The organism is Candidatus Zixiibacteriota bacterium, from assembly GCA_022865345.1.
GTDB lineage: Bacteria > Zixibacteria > MSB-5A5 > MSB-5A5 > RBG-16-43-9 > RBG-16-43-9.
This window is the reverse complement of record JALHSU010000122.1, coordinates 1-22,331: the sequence shown is the minus strand read 5'-3', so window position 1 is coordinate 22,331 and position 22,331 is coordinate 1. Positions and strand designations below refer to the sequence as shown.

Here is a 22,331-nt window from a genome sequence, read left to right as displayed (position 1 = left end):
CCACAAAATTACCAAGGTGTTAATACTGATGCATTCGTGGTGATGCCAAATCATATTCACGGAATAATTGTTTTATCATCTGTAGGGGCAACCCCCTGTGGTTGCCCACCACCAGGGCAGGCACAGGGGCCTGCCCCTACAATGTCTTTACCTGATGTAGTTCATCGGTTCAAATCATTGACCACGACACGTTATAGAAAATCTTTTCTACAAGATCACTCACAACAATTTTCTGGCTGTTTATGGCAGCGCAATTATTACGAGCACGTTGTCAGAAACGAAGATGAACTGAACCGCATCCGGGAATATGTTCTATATAATCCACTGCAATGGCAATATGACCGGGAAAATCCAGAGTGTATTCAGGATAACGATTATGAAAAACAGTGGGGTGATTTCGAAGAAAAAATATTTGGTGAAAGGATAATACAACAGGCAGGAATGTCTGTTGTGCCAGATGTTAGTGAAGATATTCCTGTCTGATAGAATAGGAACAGGCAGGATGCCTGTTCCACTGCAAGAAAGGTATGTCAGACATTCCTGTCTGACATTATTGGAACAGACCAGAATGTCTGTCCTACCAAAAAGTTATGTGAACAGACAGGATGTCTGTACCACCTGAAATAAATACTATGATCAAGAAATCAACACAGATTTCGATCGCGCTGGCTCAGATTGAGGAGAGCATCGCTCTAAAGGAGAAAATCAAGTTCGAGCTTTCGGAAAAGATTGTAGAATTCTCCGGGATTCTTGGAAACTGCTTGAAAAAAGGTGGGAAGATTCTGCTCTGCGGGAATGGTGGCTCTGCGGCGGATGCTCAGCATATCGCCGGGGAGTTAGTAGTGAGGTTGAAATCCTCCTCTAAAAGGAAAGCTCTGCCGGCAATTGCCTTAACAGTTAACTCTTCAGTCCTTACTGCAGCAGCCAACGACTTCGGATTCGAAAAAGTGTTTTCCCGCCAGGTGGAGGCACTGGGGGTAAAAGGGGATTGCCTTTTAGCCTTCAGCACTTCAGGCGAATCTTCAAATGTGAATTCAGCCGTAAAAACTTCCAGGAAAATCGGGATGAAGACTCTGGCTCTCTCAGGAAAAGATGGGGGAGAGATGGCCAGGATTGCGGATTTTTCCATCACCATTCCCTCTTCTGAGACCCAGAGGATACAGGAGGTGCATATTCTTATCGGGCACATTATCTGTGATCTGATTGAGAGAGAATTCGAGTAGATTAAAAAGCCTTTTAAAAAAAGTTTTTGGGAAGGGGCTTTTGGAGTGAGAATCTTCAGGTTCGTCAGAAATGGTATATTATTTTAACAGGTAAAGCTAAAGTCTCAAGACCTTGAGGCTTTACACTCCAATATCTCCTTTCCATAAATTTAATTTGTTATGAGCTATTTGAAATGTGGAGATGGCAGGATTTGGAAACTCCTCAGCAGATTTATACCTCTTCAATAGCCCGAAATACCCTTTATAATTTCCTTTTCAGGGGGAGCGGGCTTTTTTTCGGATTCATAACCTCTATCGTAATTGCCAGGCTGTTAGGCCCGGAAAAACTCGGCGAATACAGTTTATCTTTCTGGATTCTGACCGTCGTCGGATATTTTGTCAATTTAGGACTGCCCACCACAGTTACCAAGTATATTTCAGAATATTCAGGTAAAAAAGATTACATTTCTGCAGGGACTATCCTCAGAAATTGCTCCAGATGGATTTTCTGGACTGGAATCTTTGTCACGCTTTTACTTTTCCTTACCTCCCCGATAATTGCAGGGCTTTACCATAAGCCTTATCTTTCCCTCTATCTCAGGATCGGTGCCTTGGGAATGATACCGATGGGGCTTTTGGCCATCTATATGGCGTCTTTTTCCGGATTCCTGAGATATGATCTGATCGCGTTTTTGACCTTTTTGCTTTCCCCGTTGACTTTCCTTTTGATAATACTGGCACTGGTTTTAAAAAGAGAGGTGGAGTATCTTTTCTGGGTCAGTTTTATCTCCAACCTGCTGGGAGCATTTCTTTACTATGAGTTCTACCATTCGAAAAAATATCCTTATGTCAAGAAAGGTTTGCCTTCAGAATTGAAGAGTAAACTCATAAACTATAGCCAAAGCATTTTCGTCATTTTGCTTTTAGAGGCTTTTTTGTGGGAAAGGTTCGAGCTACTTTTTTTAGGAGCTTACAGCAATGAAACCCAGGTAGCATTTTATAATTTGGGTTTCAATTTAGCCAACAAGGTAATTTTACTTTTGCCTGGTGCTCTGGCCGGAGTGCTGCTGCCGATTATGTCCGAAGCCTATGGAGGTGGCGAAGAAGAAAGGCTGAAGAGCATTCACTACAATTCAACCCGATATTTAGCCCTGATCGCCTTTCCTTTATGTGCTGGCGGGATCGCTCTTGCGCCCAGGATCATAACCAGCATCTATGGCTCTCAGTACCTGCCTTCAGCTTTTATATTTGGGATTGTCCTTTTAGCCGGTACAGTCGGCTCGGTTTCTACTGCCTCCAGTTCCTTCCTCTACAGCGTGGAAAGACAAAAGGTGATACTCAGATTTTACATTCTGGCAGTATTTCTGAAGCTGGTCTTGAACCTTTTCCTTACCCGCAAATACCAGGCATTAGGAGCCGTCTGGGTGAATTTCTCAGCCCAGGTTTTGTTCGGCGTGGGTGTTATCGTCTACGTGTATGCTTTCTTCTTGAAAAGGAGATTCCCCTGGGCCCCGATTTTCAAGATCGGATTGACCTCATTCATTATGGGATTTGTAGTTTACCTGCTCTCTTCTTTTCTACTTGGGGTTGCCGGACTTATCATCTGCATTCTCTTGGGAATTCTCCTCTACCTCGTTATCTTAGCTTCTACCAGGACCCTGGAGAAGCTCGATTTCGACCTGACATCCAGATATATTCAAAAGCTCCCTTTTGGCCTGGACAGAATATTCAGGAGCTTAGTGGGAGTTCTAAGAAGAATTTCTTTAGGTGAGGATACCAGATGAACAGTCAGGCTGAAGTGCTCAAATCTAAATTTATCTCACCGCAGAATATGGTCAATTTCGGACTGCTAGTCTTCGTATTTTTTTCCCCTTTCTCTATTGCAGGGACCCAGATCGGGCTTAGCATCGCACTCCTGGGCTGGGTCTGGAGGGTCATTGCAAATAGAAATTTCAACTGGGAGCACTCTTTTTTTGAACTGCCGGTTTTAGTCTATCTGAGCGCCTTTGTCATCTCGATTATCTTTTCCCAGAACCGTCTTAAAAGCCTGATCAGTCTGGGAGACGAATGGCTGCTGGTTATCCCGTTCCTCTTAATCAACAATCTTAAGGACGAAGGATTCATCAAGAAATTAGTTAATCTGATTTTCCTGATCTCCGGGATTGTGGCTATCTACGCTATCTGGCAGCATTATACCGGAATTGACCTTTTGCGTAACCAGCATATCGACCCTTCTTTTATCTTACCTTATAAAAAATATCGCTCCATAGCTTTTTTCGACCTACCTTTGACCTATGGCTTCTATGCAATGCTCATGGGCATCTTGAGCTTCTGTTTAGGCTCCTGGGAAAAGCGAACCTCCTGGAAGATTTTCTATTTCACAGTCGCCACATTGACCATTACGGCAAACTTTTTTACTTATACCCGGAGTACCCTTTATGCTCAGATTTTCGCTTTCATTATATATTTCATTTTCTTTAAAAGCCGGAACAAAACCAGGGAGATCCTGGCAGTTGCGGGATATTTGGTCCTTATTTACCTGATCGACCCGCAGATTCTGGGCAGGTCGCTTATTGCGGTTCAGGCTGGCTCCTTTGAGCAGGCAGATATCAGGTCAGTCATCTGGTCCACCTCCTTCAATATCTTTAAGGACCACCCTCTCTTCGGGATAGGGTTCGGAAACTTTCCGATATTCTACCAGAGGTATTTAAAAGTCCCCTCTGAGATCTTCGGGCACGCGCATAATGACTTTTTGAACGTGGCGGTCAATGCCGGAATAGTCGGTTTTTTGGCTTTTATTTTCATGTGGGTTGTGTTCCTGAAGAATATTCTGCGTAGATATAAGGAAAAAAAGGAAAGCTATTCAAAAGCTTTGATACTGGGAGGGGTTTTATCCGTAATAGCATTTCTCTTAGCTTCCCAGTTTCAGTGCTACTATACGGCTGCGATTGACAATATGATACTCTTTTTCGTTATGGGTTTGAGCGAATCTGTTGCCAGGATTAGTTCCGGAGATTCCTAAGTCTTGACAGAGTAGCCTAAAAGGTCTTCTAAGGGTTGAATCTGTGGATTATTTTGCTTGACTCTGTTGGAATCTTTGTTAAATTTATAGGTTAAATGGAGAAGATATGGCTAAAGTAAAAACAAAGCCCAAAGTTGAGAAAGCTAAAGAAAAGGGAGCCCTGCCTTTCACCAAAAGAAACTGGACCTGGCTGGGGATTGGGCTATTGGTCATAATCGTCGGTTATATTGCCTTAGCTCGTGGCTCTATAACTTTAGCCCCGATCCTTCTGGTGGTGGGATATTGCATTCTCATACCGATTGCCATCCTTTTAGGAGAAAAGAAAAAGCAAGAGGAGAAAGCTCCCAAACCAGAAGAATTGAGCCTAAAAAAGAGTTGATAGTTTTTCCTATAGACTAAAAACCAAGAACTATCAACTATTAACTGGCATAAGCTCGGGCGGTTAGCTCAGCTGGTTTAGAGCGTCTGCCTTACACGCAGAAGGTCACAGGTTCGATCCCTGTACCGCCCAAGAAAGACAGTGATAAAGTGATAGAGTGAAAAAGTGATTAAAAGACTAATCACCTTATCACCAATCACTCAATCACTGCATTTTCCCGGGGTCGTAGTTCAGTTTGGTTAGAACGCCTGCCTGTCACGCAGGAGGTCGCGAGTTCGAGTCTCGTCGGCCCCGTTTTTGAGTAGGTATAATCGTAATATTATAAATAAGGTGAAACATGAGCAAATTATACAAAAATCCACCTCTTGTTGAATCAGTTTTTGAAATCAGATTCCCTCCTGAACTTGCAATAGAATGTAGAAAGGATGAATAGTACAATCAAATTCGAGGTGAATTCCCTGAAATTAACTTGCCACTTGTAGACTCGCCAGAACCTTATCCCTTGAGAAATTACCTCTTTAGAGATAACAATAGGGAAGAGGGGATTCAGTTTTCTGTCAATAAATGCTCATTCCATCGTTATAAATATTTAGGGTTTAGTCTGTTTAAAGAAGAAGCGTTGCATTATTTGGGATTATTTGCTGAAAAGTTCAATATTCGGCAACTTCATAGAACAGGGTTGAGATATGTAAATCATATTCCTATTTTGAGAGAAAACGGAGTGATCCCAATAGAGAAATTTTTGAATTTTGGGTATAAAACTCCAAAGTCAATTCCAGAAGCATATGATTATCTACATACTGTTTTGTTTATAAAATTGGGAAAAGGTTCTCTTAGAATACTTATTCAATATAGAAAGTTACAGGATGAGAAGGAAACTGAAGTAATAGTCATTGATTTTGATTATTTCTTTGAAAGAGATTTGGAGTTTACAAAGATTGAAACATATATAGACGAATCTCACAAATACACTAAACAGATTTTTGAAGATTTGATAGCGGAACATTACAAGAAAATTATGGATATGGAGTGATAACTATGTCACTTGATACTCAGTTCTCAACTTCTTACAATCTTAAACCGCATAAGTATGTACCTGGTTCACAGAAAATTCAAGCCATATTAGGTCAAAAGCTCTTATTTGACATGCTTGCGGATGTTCATGATTACATGAGATTTGTTGACGGTATTAAAGAGCAAATTTCACCAGAAACAGAGTCAGATTCCAGAGGTAGAATTCCATCTAAGTATTATCTGGATGAATTAAAAAGTAGTGAAGGGAAGATTTTTTTCAAGGATGAATACATTTTAGAAGTTGAACTCTCTAAAGAGAATGGTCTATTCTTTTTTCAAAATGTTAAATTTAATATCTTTGGTTCTGGTTTTACTAAAGAAGAAGCTTTAAAAGATTTCTCCGAGTTCTTCATACATGACTATCTTTCTTATAAAAATTCCCCCCCCCCAAAGATCTTACTCAAGATGCTCGTCAATTATTGAAAGAGTATGAATCTGTTATTAGCACATTCGAGTCTGCATGAAGCCAATTCCGAGAAATAAAATAGAAAAATCTCTTGTAGAAAAGGGGTTTGTAAAAGAAGAGGGTAGAGATCATAGATTTTGGTATTTTTTCTATAAAGGGAAAAAGACCAGAATCAGAACCAAAATTTCGACTGGAACTGGCTATGAAGATTATGAGATTAATCTTTTGAAAAGGATCAAAAATCAATTGTTTCTTGATTCTTTAAAGGAACTTGATGATCTATTGAGATGTCCTATGGATGGAAAGCAGTATGCGGAACTAATGTTGAATAAAAAAGTGATTTTGATCAATGGAAATTAGCTATATAAATGCCAAGTTAATTTAGAATAGGTCATTCATTGAAGTTATTGCCTGGCTGATCCTTCCGAATAAATTCAATAAGTCTATTAAAGCCTGTATTTGTCATGCAATTGATGTAACGAAGAAGCTTAACATTATGACTAAGAAACTTGCAATCATAGTTGCCTCTGGTAAAGTGGAACTGTTCCAATTATGGCTCGGGCGCAGCTATAGTAAGCTCCGTAGTAATTCGGATATTCGTGTCATTTTTATTCCGTGGGGAAAATCTTATAAACGGTTAGTTACTTTAGCTGAATCTAATGGAATGGAAATCCTTCCTCTAAAACAGGATGGTAATGCCAGCAATGAGTCGAATCAAAAAAAGGATGCTGATTCCGGCAATGAGTCGAACCGAAATAAAGCCCTTGAATTTCTAAGTAAGTCCCCTCCCCTGTACGTTGGATTCCTAGACGATGATACTTTCGTTTGCGACTCATGGCTATCTTCTATGCTGAATGCGATTGATTCACAAATGAATTGTGATGTTCTCATCAGCACAGTAAGGGACAGTATGACTGGGAAGAGTTATTCTGGTCATGTGTTTAGTAGAGGTAAGCCGTTCGTTTACGTTTATCGTGGAATTATCAACAATAAGCTACAGCCTGGTCCCTGTGCAAATAGTGCGGTTGTAAGCTGGAAGGCGATAGAGCGAATCTATAACCTGAACGGAATGAAATGGCACATATGGGACTCACAGTTTGCTAATGAGCCGGAGACCTGCCTTGACCTCTCGGTAAAACTGGTTTTGGTTGGAGCTCGTGCTACAGTTGTTCCAAAGGCCTTTGTAGACCACAAAGACCCATCGATTCCGCAGCGGGAGGATTCACAGAAAACAGCACTATCCCGTTTAACGCGACGTTACCTTCTTTATTACAAGTATTTGAACGAACAAGCGCTTCAAATTGCCCTTCAGACGATAGAAATTGAAAAATCTGAGTGGAGAAAGAACGGAATATTCGTTTACACTAGTAACATTAAGGTTGACGATATAGAGAAGTTCGCCCGTGAAGCAAAAGAACATGCGCAAATACTTATGAATAAAAGGAAGGCACACTACCAGATATGGAAGGATGCCATGCTGAATAGTGGACAGGCATGGTCAATATTTAATTTACGCAAATCCGGATAGATTTACAAGTTGATAGGCGATTATGACCTTTCACCTTTTCGGTTTTCAAGTCTGTCGTGTTTCTTTGAGTGTGAGTTTCTTACAGGTCGAAAACAACCATAAAGATTCTTCTTGATTTTTTAGAGTTGCAATATAATATCTCATCATTGTTACTGACTGGTGGCCCGACTTTGACAAGCTTATAGATATTTAATTGTCTTCCAACGGCTTCCAGAGATTCTTGTATAGTGTAATTCTACCGGGAACTCGAAAGAGATAAAAGTTTGCAGAAAGTCTCGTCGTCCCCGTTTTGATATTGTGAAACCCCGCCGGAAAACCGGACTTTTTGTGTTGGAAATTATCAAATCCGATGATATATTCTATGATAATTGAGTCATGAGTATTCTTAAGGATCGAGGGATATAAACAGATGCATCGACCGCTACTACTAAAGTGTGCAAGAATCGTTGATACCATGTTGGGTGAAGTACGCGAGCCGCTGGATTTGCTAATCATCGACACACAGATACAGGAAATTCGTAAGAACATCAACCAGGAGTACTGCGGCGTTCAGGAACTGAACTGTCACGATAAATTCATCATCCCAGGGCTGTTCGATTGCCATACTCATCTGGCTGCCCTTATAAATCAGCCAGATGAAGTGCAGAAAGAGATATTTGAGGAATGCGAAATAGGGCGGCAATTTCAACAGGGACAACTGGATAAGCTTGTACTGTCCGATTTCGTCGGTCGGGGGGTAACGCAGATAAGAGACCTAGGTGGTCCAGTGAACATCCTAAAAGATCTGAGAGAAACGGCATCGTCAGGTGCTGGGGCGGGCCCGGATATCTTCTACGCAGGCCCTATGTTGGAAATGCCACCACTACGGGCGCAGCAGATGAATGAGCGCTGGCCGGGCTGGACAGTGGCAATGAAGTCTGCACAAGATGCTCAGGACATAGTAGAATCCCTGGTGAAAGATGGCGTGGCCTGCATCAAGGCGTTCGGGAGGTTTGAGGATGAAGTGCTTAAGTCGCTTGTAGATCAAGCAGGACTTTCACGTTTGCCCGTTACCTGTGACCCCGGTCCCACTTTTTTCCAGGTAATTACTGTTGAAAAGGGAATTGACCTGGGTATCCGGTGTTTTGAACATGCCAAGTCATTATGGTATTCGGCATTAAAGGATGAACTGAAAAAGGAACATGATGGCGTGAAGCATGAATCTCCTGAAGCTCAAAATGCTCTGGTGCAGAAACTCTTATCAATGGATGTCGAATCCATTTTGATTTCGAAGCTGAGCGAATTGGCTGACATGATAGTGGAGTCTCGTACTCTCATATGTCCTACACTGAACGTTTTCAAGTTTTACTCGGAAAAACCAGAGGTTTACAGTGATAAGGAACCCGAGAAATTCAGACCGATTTTTACAGCGCTTTTTGAAGTAGGGTGCGTCATCGTTGCTGAGCTTGCTAAACGCGGTGTGTGCATGCTGGTTGGTCAAGACGGCTACATACCGCGATTCACTCATAACGAAATGGATTTACTCAGCCAGAGTGGCGTGAGGACAATTGAGATCTTGAGGGGTGCAACATGCTACCCTGCAAGGTGGCTGGGAGTAGACGATAAATACGGCTCAATCGCTGTCGGGAAGAAAGCCAATCTTGTCATACTCAATGAAAATCCCATTGAGGATATAAGAAACATCCGGAGTATTTTTGCCGTTTTACGGGGTGGGGAGATTGTTACCGGTTCTGAATAAGGTCGGTTTGCATCTTGTATCATCTTATCGTCTTATTACGCCTCCTGCAAATTCCTGCATAGTGTAGCCGGATCGGAAACTCGAAGCTTGCAAAAGTCTGCGAAGAGTAAGATCAGCCCCGCCAGTTAAAACGATGTATAGTTCATGGTTCATAGTGGGTGGTTAAAAGATTTAAAGCAGAGCTATTTGCAGTCAACCACCAGACTCTTTTTTAGAATATACCGATAGTCATCGGGGAGGTCATCCCGTCCTACGATTTGCTCAGGACAGAGAGCAAAATCGAGCTACCTTGGCGGGATCGGCCTCGCCATTAAAATCTGAACCTCCTAAAAGAGGAGGTTTTTTGTTGACAATTATGCACAAATTGATAGTTTACTATAGAATAGTCAGGGATTCAGCGGTCTTGACTTACAACCGTTTTATCTTTGAGACCCATTTTTTTCGCCCCTGTAAAGGAGGATAAGATGAGTAAAGCAGTTGCTATTAACGGTAGTCCACGCAAACAAAAAGGGAATACCGCAATGCTTCTTACGCCATTGATTCAGGGAATGAAAGATGCCGGTTGTGATGTCGAATTGTTTTATGCCAGGGACCTAAAGGTCAGGTCCTGCAATTGCAGCAATATGTACTGCTGGTATCAAAAACCCGGCACCTGTTGCCTTAAAGATGATATGGATTCGCTTTATCCCCGGTTGCGGGAGGCCGAAATCCTGATTCTAGCTACCCCGGTTTATATCCCCCTGCCCGGGGAGATGCAAAATATCATCAATAGGCTTTGCCCTTTAATTAAACCCTTGCTCGAGACTCGCCAAGGTCGAACACACGCCAGATTTCATGCGGATGTGAAAATCAGAAAAATCTTGCTGGTGTCCACAGGCGGATGGTGGGAAAAAGGAAATTTTGGAACGGTGGTGAGAATAGCCGAAGAACTGGCTGAAGATGCCAGCGTTGAATTCGCAGGAGCAGTGATCAGACCCCATGCCTTCCTGATGAAAAAAGAAGGTAAACTTACCAGGGAGGGGGAGGCTGTTGTTGAAGCCGCCAGGAAAGCCGGCGAGGAATTGGTACAAAACGGAGCAATAAGTCAGGAAACATTCGAAGCCATAAGCCGTCCTCTTATCTCCGAGGAAGAACTCGGGCGCATATACAACGATTTGATAAAATGATAATAATTTGTCGGCTTGTCATTTGATAACGGTAGGGGGACGCGGGAAGGTCGTCCCGCCAAATAAAACAGTGGATAGTTCACGGTTCATAGTTAATGGTTAAAAGATTTAAAGCAGGGCTATTCAGAGTTCACCGCAAAGTAACGATAAATACTCTTTTAGTTAGGACGTTGCGATCCACCTGAGGCGGATCAAGAAATCCTGGAACCTTCAAATGGATAATTTCTGGAAAAAAGTTGTCTGGCAGCAGTTCGGGGCTGCGATTGACATGCTGGAAAATGCCCTGGTCGCTTGTCCGGACGAGGTATGGAGCGACCGCTCGCGGCGGCCGGAGTTCTGGTATATCGTTTATCACACGCTCTTCTGGCTCGACTTTAACCTGTCCGACTCGGCTAAAGGATTTGCTCCCCCGGCTCCTTTCACGCTTGAGGAGATGGACCCGGCCGGGATTATTCCCGAGCGTCCGTATACCAAAGACGAGCTTCAATCCTATCTTGAGCATGGCCGCAACAAGTGCCGAAGGACGATTGAAGCTCTGACAGACGAGAAAGCTCGTCAACGCTGGTCCTTCGGAACGGTTGACTTAAGCGTGGCGGAGTTACTTCTATTCAATATGCGCCACGTCCAGCACCATGCGGCACAGTTGAACCTCATCCTCCGGCAGACCATAGATTCTGCCCCGCGCTGGGTCTTTAAGGCGAAGAATTAACATTGAGAGCCTTGTCAGTTGCTTAAAAGCAACTGGAATAGAGGAAATCAGAAAATCACTTGCAGTTCACTTTAGTGAACTGACAAAAGAAAATGTAAATTAATTGGCTTTAGCCACATAAAACTTGACATAAAATTATGAGTTGGGTAAGAGTCTGGGTACATCTTGTCTTCTCTACAAAGAATAAGGAGCCATTTCTTCAAACAGGGGAAATAAGAAAAAAAATGTTTCAACACATTAAACAAAATGCTGAAGCAAAGGGAATTTGGCTGGATTGCATAAACGGCTATCACGACCATGCCCACTGTTTAATATCCCTCAACAAAGATCAAACTACCAGTAAAGTTGCTCAACTGATAAAGGGTGAATCATCATTCTGGATAAACCAAGCCAAATTAATAGATACAAAGTTTATCTGGCAGGACGATTACTGGGCTGTGAGTGTGAGCGATTACATACTTAAGCAGGAAGAACGTCACATTAAGAAGTCTTTTACTGATGAGGTAAATGAGTTTATGGAAAAGTATGGATGGACTTTGATAAGACAAAAATAATGTGGCTCAAACCAGATGGATAGGAAAACATTATAAGTCAGTTGCTTGAAAGCAACTGGAATAGGTAAAATCAAGAAAATCATTTGCAGTTCACTTTAGTGAACTGATAAAAGTTTCAATGTAGGATCAGTCAAAAAGAGATACATTCAAACATATAGGAGTAAAGACGGAATGAGTATTGATCGCAGCATTCTAATGGCTATTGGGAACACATCGTTAGTACGTCTACGTAAAGTTGTTCCACCCGGCTGCGCGCAGGTTTTTGCGAAACTTGAATGGGAAAATCCGACTGGCAGTATGAAAGATCGTATGGCACAGGCTATGATTTCAAGGGCTGAGGAAGAAGGACGATTAAGACCTGGGGATACCATTGTTGAGTACACCGGGGGTAGCACAGGCATATCACTCGCGCTGATTTGTGTTGCGAAGGGGCACCGCCTGCATATCATTACTTCCGACGCTTTTAGTCAGGATAAGCTTAATCAGATGGCGGCTTTTGGTGCGGAACTCACATTGATACCGAGTGAAGGCGGCCTCACTACAAAAAAGCTGATTTTAGATATGATTGAAGCCGCCAAAGAATTTAGTAAAAGACCTCATACCTACTGGACAGATCAGCTCAACAATCTTGACAGCATTGCAGGCTACTTTCCGCTGGCTGAGGAAATCTGGGACCAAACGAACGGAGCAATTGATGCATTTGTTCAATGTGTCGGTACTGCGGCTTCATCGCGGGGTGTAGCAACTGTGTTGAAGAAGCGCAATCCCAGGATTAAAGTGATAGTCGTCGAACCAGCCGAATCCGCAGTATTGTCGGGTGGTCAACCCGGACCTCATAAAATCGAAGGGGTTGGGATTGGTTATACTCCACCACTCTGGGATCCGAGTCTGGTGGATGAGATTATTGCAGTTAAGACAGAAGACGCAAAGGCTATGGCCAGGCGTTTAGCCCGTGAGGAAGGTCTTTTTGCGGGCACGTCATCAGGCGCAAATGTCCTCGCAGCGATCCGGGTAGCTGAGCGATTGGGTCCGGATACTAAAATCGTAACATTGATGGTAGATTCTGGTCTGAAATACCTTAGCACAGATGTTTATAGAAAATAAGCATTAGCAGAAAAGATTTGACTTCACCGTAGAACTACTGTAATATTCACTTCAAGTTTGAAATTCCATATAGGAAAGGAATCAATATGGTATGCCCAAGTTGTGGAATTAATAATTCAGATGATTCAAAGCAATGCTTCAATTGTGGTTATAAGTTCAGTTTTGGATACGCGTATAACGATCCGAAAAAAAATGACGTTTTTCAAGTGGATATCAAAAACCAATACCACAAAGACAAAAATAGCGAGATATTTTGTAGCCTCATTACTCCTGATCATTTTTATATTAGTAATTTTGTCGTGGCTTAAATCAATTTAAGTTCTTGTGCTCCAAACAGACCGGGTCTCTTAAGATGCAGATAAATTCGATGTGGTCTAACTTGTCTGCCGAGGAGGATTGAGTTGTATTAGGCATTAAGTCAAATCAAATAATATCAGATATTGTATGGGAAAATATACAAGACGTGAGATTTTACAGTTTCTCCTTATGGCATACCCTTCTTTATTGTTGGGCTGTAAGAAAGACAAGGATTTTTTTGAGGCTGAACGTGTTTGTGTGCATATACTTAATTCGGGAATATCTTTCCCCGAACCATTACTGAAAAAGTATGATAAAATTCCAAAACGTAAAGAAAGAAGTTTTTTCAATATCGGGATACCCGAACTATTAATATGTACGACATCAGTAAGTTTTCTAAATATGTTTCAATATTTTTGGCCAATTACAAGAAACGAATTTCAGCTAATCAACAATGTGATTTCAATTAAAGCTGAGGTATCCGAAATCCGATCGATAGAGGATATTAAACAGATAACCACACGGATAAATGGTCAGGGAAATAACTTAAAGGCAGATAACTTAAAATCCGCTTTATTATTTACCTACAATGATTATACAAAATATTGGTGCTCAGATATAGTAAGTTTATGGAGAGATATTAGTATTGATGAATTTGTTTTATTTAAAAACCCAGCTATATCTCCGTATTTATGTGATTTTCCATCATTGCAGAAAGGATTTAAGCGTCCTCCCATCAGGTGAAAAAATGCTCTGTCAATTGCTTGAAAGCAACTGAAAAGGTGAGGTCAAGAAAATAAATTACAGTTCACTTTAGTGAACTGATAAAAGGAGGAAAGGTATGGAACACAAAGGTATGTGGGGCGGTATGTATGGGCTGGCTTTTCTTGGTGGTTTGGTTTATTATATCCAGCATGCGACCTCATTCTTGGCTGGGGTGCTGGGCGTTTTGAAAGCTGTTTTTTGGCCTGCGGTTTTGATGTATAAGGTGCTGGAGCTTCTGAAGATGTAGTATGTAAATCAGCTTATTGTTCCGTCAGGAGCTACTCCTGACGGAGGCAATCATGTGTGTCAGGAGAAGAGCTCCTGACACAAGCGCTAAACTTTCTTTTCTTCGACGCTTTCCTGCTCAACTGCCTGCGGTTCGGAAATTACCGTATGGATTTTCTTGCTGGAAAGATAAGTATAAAGTGCGGGTATAATAAAAAGCGTCAGACCAAGGGAAAATAGTAGCCCGCCGATGATCACAATTCCCATGGACATGCGGCTTTTGGCAGCAGCGCCAAGCGCTAAAGCGATCGGGAGAACACCGAAGACCGTGGCCAGGCTGGTCATCAAAATTGGCCGGAATCTTTGGGTTGCAGCGTCGATCACTGCTTCACGGATGGATAATCCTTTGGCTTTGCGCTGATTGGCGAATTCAACTATCAGAATTCCGTTCTTGGTCACAATCCCCACCAGAGCGATAATTCCTATCTGGCTGAAGATGTTTAATGTCTGCCCGAAGAGCCAGAGCGAAAGAATTGCCCCGGCCAGAGCCAGAGGCACAGTGAACATGATAATCAAAGGATCTCTGAAACTCTCGAACTGTGCGGATAGAATCAGATATACCAGAACCAGAGCCAGCACAAATGCAAAGACCAGAGTGTTGGAGCTTTCCGCATATTCCTTGGCGGTACCGGCCAGGCTGGTCGAGAACGACTCGTCAAGTGTGCTGGAGGCGATTTTGTCCATCTCTTTGATCCCGTCACCCAGAGTGTATCCTTTGGCCGTAGAAGCCGAGACCGTGGCAGATACGTAACGGTTGTAATGATAGAGCTGGGGCGGGCTGCTGCGATAGGACAGCTTCACGATGTTGTCGAGCTGAATCAGTTCCCCGCGGTTATTACGGACATAGAGGGAGCTTAAATCCAGCGGCTCATCCCGATCTGTGCGGTCCGCTTGCGCAATCACGGGATACTGTTTGCCATCCATGACGAAGTTCCCGTACTGCTGTCCGCTGAAATAAAGCTGCAGCGTCTGGGCAATATCTCTAACCGTGATACCCAGTGCCCTGGCTCGGTCTCGGTCAATTGCGATGGTCAATTCCGGCTTATTGAATTTCATGTCCAAATCCGCAACCTGAAACACCGGATCGGTCTGAACCTTATCCATAAAGCTCGGTAACACTTTTTTTAACTTCTCCAGTGTCGGCGCCTGGATGACATACTGCACCGGCAGCCCTCTGCCCCGACCACCTCCGATAGTCTGTTCCTGAGTCACGTAAGTTCTGGCAAAGGTGTAATCTTTGAGCTCCCCGGTAAGAGCATCGGCGATCTGCTGCTGGCTCCGCTTTCGGGCATCAGGGGGCACCAGACCGACTCTGACAAAGCCGCTGTTCGCGCCTCCACCCATTCCACCACCGGTTACCGAAACGATCACGTCCTTCTCCGGCAGCGTATCAACGATAGCCATGATCTTTCCCATATAGTCGTACATCGCCTCATACGATGTTCCCTCTGGAGCTGTGGAATTGACCATCAATCGACTCTTGTCTTCCATTGGAGCCAGCTCCGAGCGGAGGAGTGAACCCAGTCCAAAAATGATCGCCACTGAAGCAGTCATTATCACCGGCGCTAACCATCTCCTATTGATGAATAATCGCAAAGTCCGGTGATAACCCGAGATCAGCCGGTTAAACCACTTCTCGCTCAGTTTGAACAGCTTGTTTTCATGTTCGGTTTTATGCAGAATCCGCGCGCTCATCATCGGAGTCAGGGTAAGCGACACGAATGCGGAGATCAACACCGAGCCGGCCACCACCACTCCAAACTCCCTGAACAGACGTCCGGTAAGACCCTGCAGGAACATGATGGGAAGGAACACCGAAGCTAGAGTAATAGTGGTCGAGATAATCGCAAAGTAAATCTCCTTCGACCCCTGGAACCCGGCTTCAAGCGGATTCATGCCTTTTTCTATTCTTTTATAGATGTTCTCCAGCACCACGATGGCGTCGTCCACCACGATTCCGGTGGACAACACTATGGCCAGCAAAGAAAGGATGTTGATAGAGAAGCCGGCCAGGTACATGATGAAAAAAGCGCCGATGAGAGAAATGGGAATGGCCAGCATGGGGATGATGGTGGTCCGCCAGTGGCGCAGGAAAATGAAAATCACCAGTAATACCAGAATGAATGCGATCAGGAGGGTTTCAACCACTTCGGTTATGGCTTTGCGGATGTTGGCGGTGCTGTCCATGGCGATGGTAACTTTGATATCTTCCGGCAGGTCTTTCTTTATTTGCTCCAGACGGCTGTAGAACGCGTTGGCAATGGCAATCTGGTTTGATCCGGACTGGGGAACGAGGACAACTGCTACCATCGGAATACTGCCGTTGCCGAGCATGATGGAGCGCTCATTTTCCGCGGTCAGAACGGCTCTGCCTACGTCTCTAAGCCTGACCACCGACCCGTTTGCTTCCTTGATTATGAGATTGTTGAATTCTTCCGGTGTGGACAGCCGGCCAAATGTTCGTATCGGCAGCTCCGTGTTATACCCTTCAATGCGACCAGAAGGCAGCTCGACATTTTCCCGGTCCAGGGCATTCTTTACGTCCAGTGGGATCAAACCTTGTGAAGCCAGGCGTGCCGGATCGATGAGCAATTTGATGGCGTATCTTTTTTCGCCCCAGATGCCGACCTCGCTGACCCCGGGTATGGTCTGCAGGCGCTCCTTGAAGAAATCGTTAGCCAAAGCTGAAAGCTCCAGCAGGCTGTGCTTGTCGCTCTGGACGGTTATCGAGACGATCGGGCTGGCATCCGCATCAGCCTTGGAGACAGTGGGAGGATCTATGTCCGGTGGAAGATCGTGGATGGCTCTGGAGACCCGATCGCGCACGTCGTTAGCGGCTGCTTCCATATCTATACCCAGCCCGAATTCGACCGTGATCCGGCTTCTGCCGTCACTGCTCGAGGAGGTCAGCGAGCGGATCCCGGCTATGCCGTTGATGGACTCCTCCAGCGGCTCGGTGATCTGAGATTCGATCACGTCGGAGTTGGCGCCGGTGTACGAAGTACTGACCGTAATGATAGGAGGATCGACATTGGGGTACTCGCGCACTCCCAGATAAGAGTAACCGATTACGCCGAACAGTACTATCAGTAGAGATAATACTATGGAAAGAACCGGCCGATTGATACAAACAGAAGGTAAGTTCATGCAGGTCTATCTCTGATTACTTTGGAGGTCCCTTATCTCCACCGCTTTACCATCTGAAAGCTGAAGCAAGCCGGTTAGGATAAGTGTGTCCTGGGGATTCAATCCTTCCACTATTTGAATGCCGGTTTCGGTGCGGATGCCAGCCTTTACCGGGATAGAGCGGGCTTTGCCATTGATGCAGATAAAGACCTTTTCTCCGTTCAGTTCCGGGATGACCGATTCTGAAGGAACCAGTATTGCATGGGGCAACTGCTCCAGGATGATCTCTACTTTGGCAAAAGAGCCGGGAATCAAATCTCGATTAGGATTGGGGATTTTAGCTCGCGACTTAATAGTTCGGGTTGCCAGGTCTATTTTTGATTCCACCGCGTAGACAACACCCTTATACTCTTTCTCGGAATCACCCACTTGAACCGTGATTTCAGTTCCTTTTTTTATCTGCTTCACATATTTTTCCGGCACAGAAAATTCGACCTTTATCGGGTTAACATCCTGCATAGTGGCAACCAGCATATTGGTGGAAACAAAACTTCCCTGGCTGACATATCTTAACCCGATTATACCGTCAAAAGGCGCAACTATTTCGGTCTTGGCAAGCTGAGCCTGGATGACCTCCTTCTGGGCCTTGATCATATTGAGGGTGTTGGCGGTCTTGTCGTATTCCTCCTGGCTTATTCCCTTAACCTCGAATAGCCGGCGCGCACGGGCTTCTAAATCAGAGGCCTGCTTTTCTTCGATCTCTTTCCCCTTTAACTGTGCTTTAAGTTCGCGATCATTGATTTTTATCAGCACATCCCCCTTTCTCACCATGCTTCCTTCTGTAAAGAGGACGTCAGTAACTCTTCCAGCGATTTCGGGCCTCAGTTCAACCTCCTCGTTGGCAAGGAGGGTTCCAGTGGTGTATATCCTGTTCTCAAGTAGTTGTGGCTGGATCACAATCGCATCCACAGGTACCCTTGCCCCTGATGTGCCGGATTGGCGTGCAGGAAGAGAACTCTTTCCGTTTTTACAAGCGCAAATTGGCAAGTATGAGAATACCAGGAAAAGCAAAAGGTATCTCAGGAATACAGTTGGTTTTATCATAGCTTTTTCCGGTTCAAAGTAGTTAGTTTGTTGTTACGCTCTACCAATATTAATATAGTGAATGTTAGAAATATGTCAACGCTGTAGCATATTCTTCCTGCTTATTGAACTATACGGTAGTATAGAGACGTCATTGGTGAAAACTCTTGACTTTTTGTGTTTTAGACCTAATATAAAGTCGACATCGGCAGTTAAGCAAGTTGCTCTCGTGGTTTTGCAGAGGCTTGATTATTCTGAGTTAGCTTTAGCAGCCATCTGGCTACACACAGAACTGGAAGTTTGTGGCCATAGCCCGGAGAGGGCAGACCTTTGCTAAGAAACAATTGGTTTTAACTGGGTCGTAGTTTGTGGTGGAGAATTAATATGATAGGGCTAAAGTCGTCCCTGTTGCATTTGATATTGTATTGATGTGATAGGCAGTTTGAGGTTTTAAAACCTATAAGAAAGGGAACCTTTAAATGATAGGACAGACTATTTCTCATTATGAGGTGATAGAAAAGTTAGGCGAGGGTGGCATGGGTATAGTGTATAAAGCCCTGGACCTGAAGCTTGACCGCCCAGTAGCGATCAAGTTCCTTCCTCCTGACCTTAATGCTTCCAGGGAGAACAAAGAGCGATTTATACGAGAGGCTAAGATCGTTGCTGGGCTCAACCATCCCAACATCCTTCACATTTACGATATCGACGAACAAGACGGTAGGCTATTCTTCGTGATGGAATTCATCACAGGAGAGACATTGAAATCCCACATCGGGAAATTAAAATCCGGCGAAAATATATCTCTACAACAAGCAATTAACTGGACAATTCAGATAGGTCAGGGACTCAGAGCTGCGCACGAGAAGGATATCGTTCACCGGGATATTAAACCGGAGAATATAATGATGACCAGAAATGGTCTGCTTAAGATTATGGACTTCGGCATTGCCAGACTCAAAAGTGATACAGACTCCTCTGATACCGATACCCTGTCAGGAACCCTCGCCTATATGTCACCGGAACAAGCACAAGGGATAATCGAAGATCATAGGACAGACATCTGGTCCCTCGGCGTGATGTTCTATGAAATGCTCACCGGCGATTTACCGTTCAGGGCTGAGCACGAAGCGGCCTGGATATACTTGATCGTGAACGAAGACCCGTTGAACCCGAGCTCGCACGATCGAAGGATTTCGCCCGCGATCGATTCGTGTGTCATGAAGATGCTGGAGAAAGATCGTGAGCAGAGGTTCCGATCAGCAGATGAACTTCTGACAACCTTAAGGCAGGTGCAAATAGATGTGGAGCAGGCCACACAATCTGTCAAGACAAAAGCCATTGCACTCCTCCCTTTTCAGAATATCAGCCCAGATAAAGAGAGTGATTATTTCAGCGATGGATTGACCGAAGAGTTAATCCTCAACCTGTCGCGGCTGGAGAATATGAGAGTAGTCTCCCGGACGAGCATTATGCAATACAAGGGCACGAACAAGGATATCAAAACCATAGGTAAAGAACTGGGTGTTCGCTATATTCTGGAAGGAAGTGTAAGAAAACTTCAGGACGATTTGCGAATAACAGCACAACTGGTTGATGTCGAGACTGATGCCCAGCTCTGGGCTGGAAAGTTCAGGGGAAAACTATCAGACGTGTTCGATATTCAGGAAAAGGTATCAGAACAGATAATCGACGCGCTTTTGGTGCGACTATCTCCCACGGAAAAAGGTGTGCTCTGTAAACGCTGTCCTCAGAACGCGGAAGCCTTTGATTATTACCTCCGGGCGAGGGATGCTCTCTATAGATGGACAAAGAACGATATCAAGTCTGCTATCGAACTCTTTCAACGGGCTATTGAATTAGATAGTCGTTACGCAGTTGCCTATGCAGGCTTGGGTGAGGCATATGCTACTCTCTATCAGAATTTCGAGCGAAAGGAGTCTTACATCGACAGGTCTATGGAAGCCAGCCTGAAAGCCCTGGCTTATGATGCAACCCTGTCTGAAGCATACGCCGCTCTTGGGCTTGCCTATTTTGAGAAAAAGATGCTTGACGAAGCTCTATCAGCGGTTCAGAAAGCAATCGAGCTCGATCCGAATAGTTTCGTCGGTTACTGGATACTGGGGAGAATCTACCACACAACAGATAGAGACCGGGAAGCAATTGAATTATACAAGAAGGTCGTAGCACTCAACCCCGATTTTTATACAGTCCGCATGGACCTCCGGACAGTCTATGAGCGATTGGGAGATAAAGAGAATTATGAAGATGCTGTTAGAAACGAGCTTGAAGTTTATCCGCGGTATATTGCCCGCTACCCCAAAGACCCGCGTGCGCACATCTTCTATGCTGTCGCTTTGGCACGAGCAGGAAGAATTGAGGAGGGCAAAAGAGAAGCAGCTAAAGCTATTGAATTAAATCCATCTGATCCTCTGATGCTTTATAACACTGCTTGCTTTTATGCTAAAATCAAAGAAAAGCGCCTGGCACTCGATTCACTAAAGAACTCAATTCTTGCGGGATTCGAGAATTACGAATGGATCCGGCGCGACCCGGACTTGGATAGTATCAGGAATGAACCCGAATATATTGCCTTGATCGAGAAGAAAGATCAAAGTTCGAAATAATTCAATAGATATCTTAAGTTTGCAGAGAGTGAGGTCGAACCACTCTTCTTTTCATCCTTTACCCTCCGCTTTCCTTGCGTGCACGACAGGCACACGAAAGTTAGAATACCTCCGAAAGCGATCGCAAAGGTCGTCCCGTCCGATTTCCCCAATCCACGCTAAAAAAAGCTTGACAAGGTTAAAAGTCCCGTATATTTTTTATGTGATTTTCTGTCTGGCCTCGAAATGGGAAATAAGCTGCTAAAAGTTAGAAAAAAGAAAGCTAACAACCTGCTCGCTTTGAGCCGGGAGTAAAAAAACTAAACTTCTTAATGGGTAGAGAGATGACTTCCCATTAGGTTTAATGACGAAAGGAGAGCTCTATGAAGTCAAAATTCATTTTCATCGTCTTGCTATGCCTTGCTTTTATAGCTATGTCGTCCCCGACCATGGCGCAGTTTGGGAAGCTCAAGGACAAAGTAAAAGAGAAAGCAGAGAAGAAGGTTGAGGAGACAATCGAGGGGAAGGAAGAAACAGCTTCGGACACGTCTGCAGCTAGCAAAGAATCGACAGAAGAACCCGTTTCCGATACTGCGAAAGCACAGTCGACTGGCCCTGGAGTTTCAGAAGATATGTCGCTTTACACCAAGTACGACTTCGTCCCCGGGGATAAGGTCATCTTCTACGATGACCTCTCTGGTGAGGAAATCGGCGAGTTCCCCTCGCGGTGGAGGCTGGATGAGGGGGTTTTCGAGGTAGCGAAGCAGGGCGGCAAGAACTACATCCTGTGCACGGACAAGGGTTCCATCCGCCCCAAGATCGCAATTGGAGCGCTTCCGTCGAAGTACACTATCGAAATGGAATTCTACATTAAAGGGGGGGATACGAGGGGTCATTGGTTCTTCATCAAGTGGTATGACGGTGAGGGTCAGGAGATCGGCAACTTCAACCTACAGGATAAGTTCAGAACCAACCTCAGGCTCCTGAATAAGGACATTGCCTCCAAAGAGCTGAGCGCGCCGCTTCCCGGGGGTATCCACACCATGCGCATCATGGCCACGCAGAGCACGATGAAGTGTTACATCGACAACGAGCGTATGGCTAACGTCCCAGCCGTCGAAAGCTTCAAACCGGTGGACTTCGGGGTTTACATGGATCCCTGGCTGGACGAGCCCAACAATCCGATGCTGATCGGCACGTTCCGCTACGCCGAGGGAGGTAAAACGCTAAAGCAGCAGCTGGATGAGGCGGGACGGATCGTCACTCACGGCATCCTCTTCGATTCGGGCT

Annotated in this window: 20 protein-coding genes and 2 tRNA genes; 20 read left to right on the top strand and 2 right to left on the bottom strand. The window is 44.5% G+C overall.

Features of this window, described 5'->3' with window-relative positions:
* From MUP17_05375 to MUP17_05290, 18 genes are all read left to right on the top strand, one after another.
* The coding region (locus MUP17_05375; GenBank protein ID MCJ7458402.1) for a transposase at positions 1–483 on the top strand (483 nt) is incomplete at its 5' end.
* A 149-nt stretch (positions 484–632) separates the two neighbouring features.
* On the top strand, positions 633–1,223 hold the full coding sequence (locus tag MUP17_05370) for a D-sedoheptulose 7-phosphate isomerase (GenBank protein MCJ7458401.1): 591 nt from the start codon (positions 633–635) through the stop codon (positions 1,221–1,223).
* Positions 1,224–1,396: 173 nt separating this feature from the next.
* Positions 1,397–2,986: a flippase gene (locus MUP17_05365; GenBank protein ID MCJ7458400.1), complete on the top strand. Its 1,590-nt coding sequence runs from the start codon at positions 1,397–1,399 to the stop codon at positions 2,984–2,986.
* Positions 2,983–4,224 carry an O-antigen ligase family protein gene (locus MUP17_05360; GenBank protein ID MCJ7458399.1) on the top strand — a complete coding sequence of 414 codons (1,242 nt, stop codon included), beginning with the start codon at positions 2,983–2,985 and terminating at the stop codon, positions 4,222–4,224. Before MUP17_05365 ends, MUP17_05360 begins: the two co-directional genes overlap by 4 nt.
* A gap of 106 nt (positions 4,225–4,330) precedes the next feature.
* On the top strand, positions 4,331–4,603 hold the full coding sequence (locus MUP17_05355) for a DUF3098 domain-containing protein (GenBank protein MCJ7458398.1): 273 nt from the start codon (positions 4,331–4,333) through the stop codon (positions 4,601–4,603).
* A 57-nt stretch (positions 4,604–4,660) separates the two neighbouring features.
* Positions 4,661–4,735: transfer RNA gene (locus tag MUP17_05350), tRNA-Val, on the top strand.
* 87 nt (positions 4,736–4,822) lie between these two features.
* Positions 4,823–4,897: transfer RNA gene (locus MUP17_05345), tRNA-Asp, on the top strand.
* 175 nt (positions 4,898–5,072) lie between these two features.
* Entirely contained in the window at positions 5,073–5,636 is a 564-nt protein-coding gene (locus MUP17_05340) for a TIGR04255 family protein (GenBank protein ID MCJ7458397.1), read from the top strand.
* Between the two features lie 5 nt (positions 5,637–5,641).
* Positions 5,642–6,100: a hypothetical protein gene (locus tag MUP17_05335; protein MCJ7458396.1), complete on the top strand. Its 459-nt coding sequence runs from the start codon at positions 5,642–5,644 to the stop codon at positions 6,098–6,100.
* 37 nt (positions 6,101–6,137) lie between these two features.
* On the top strand, positions 6,138–6,443 hold the full coding sequence (locus MUP17_05330) for a hypothetical protein (protein MCJ7458395.1): 306 nt from the start codon (positions 6,138–6,140) through the stop codon (positions 6,441–6,443).
* Positions 6,444–6,579: 136 nt separating this feature from the next.
* Entirely contained in the window at positions 6,580–7,611 is a 1,032-nt protein-coding gene (locus tag MUP17_05325; GenBank protein MCJ7458394.1) for a hypothetical protein, read from the top strand.
* A gap of 454 nt (positions 7,612–8,065) precedes the next feature.
* Positions 8,066–9,349: an amidohydrolase family protein gene (locus MUP17_05320; protein ID MCJ7458393.1), complete on the top strand. Its 1,284-nt coding sequence runs from the start codon at positions 8,066–8,068 to the stop codon at positions 9,347–9,349.
* A gap of 464 nt (positions 9,350–9,813) precedes the next feature.
* A complete protein-coding gene (locus MUP17_05315) occupies positions 9,814–10,515 on the top strand; it encodes a flavodoxin family protein (protein ID MCJ7458392.1) in 702 nt (233 codons plus the stop codon).
* 214 nt (positions 10,516–10,729) lie between these two features.
* Complete coding sequence (locus MUP17_05310) at positions 10,730–11,224, top strand: DinB family protein (protein ID MCJ7458391.1); 495 nt, start codon at positions 10,730–10,732, stop codon at positions 11,222–11,224.
* 137 nt (positions 11,225–11,361) lie between these two features.
* A complete protein-coding gene (locus MUP17_05305) occupies positions 11,362–11,778 on the top strand; it encodes a transposase (GenBank protein ID MCJ7458390.1) in 417 nt (138 codons plus the stop codon).
* A gap of 171 nt (positions 11,779–11,949) precedes the next feature.
* On the top strand, positions 11,950–12,882 hold the full coding sequence (locus MUP17_05300) for a cysteine synthase family protein (GenBank protein MCJ7458389.1): 933 nt from the start codon (positions 11,950–11,952) through the stop codon (positions 12,880–12,882).
* A 444-nt stretch (positions 12,883–13,326) separates the two neighbouring features.
* Positions 13,327–13,923 carry a hypothetical protein gene (locus MUP17_05295; GenBank protein MCJ7458388.1) on the top strand — a complete coding sequence of 199 codons (597 nt, stop codon included), beginning with the start codon at positions 13,327–13,329 and terminating at the stop codon, positions 13,921–13,923.
* A gap of 97 nt (positions 13,924–14,020) precedes the next feature.
* A complete protein-coding gene (locus tag MUP17_05290) occupies positions 14,021–14,191 on the top strand; it encodes a hypothetical protein (GenBank protein MCJ7458387.1) in 171 nt (56 codons plus the stop codon).
* Between the two features lie 86 nt (positions 14,192–14,277).
* Here the strand turns inward: MUP17_05290 and MUP17_05285 are convergent, their stop codons facing one another.
* Positions 14,278–17,376 carry an efflux RND transporter permease subunit gene (locus MUP17_05285; GenBank protein MCJ7458386.1) on the bottom strand — a complete coding sequence of 1,033 codons (3,099 nt, stop codon included), beginning with the start codon at positions 17,374–17,376 and terminating at the stop codon, positions 14,278–14,280.
* 6 nt (positions 17,377–17,382) lie between these two features.
* Complete coding sequence (locus MUP17_05280; protein MCJ7458385.1) at positions 17,383–18,459, bottom strand: efflux RND transporter periplasmic adaptor subunit; 1,077 nt, start codon at positions 18,457–18,459, stop codon at positions 17,383–17,385.
* A 458-nt stretch (positions 18,460–18,917) separates the two neighbouring features.
* Between MUP17_05280 and MUP17_05275 the strand changes: the two genes are divergently transcribed.
* Positions 18,918–21,062 (top strand): protein kinase, encoded by a 2,145-nt coding sequence (locus MUP17_05275; protein ID MCJ7458384.1) that lies wholly within the window; start codon positions 18,918–18,920, stop codon positions 21,060–21,062.
* A 362-nt stretch (positions 21,063–21,424) separates the two neighbouring features.
* The coding region (locus MUP17_05270) for a hypothetical protein (GenBank protein ID MCJ7458383.1) at positions 21,425–22,331 on the top strand (907 nt) is incomplete at its 3' end.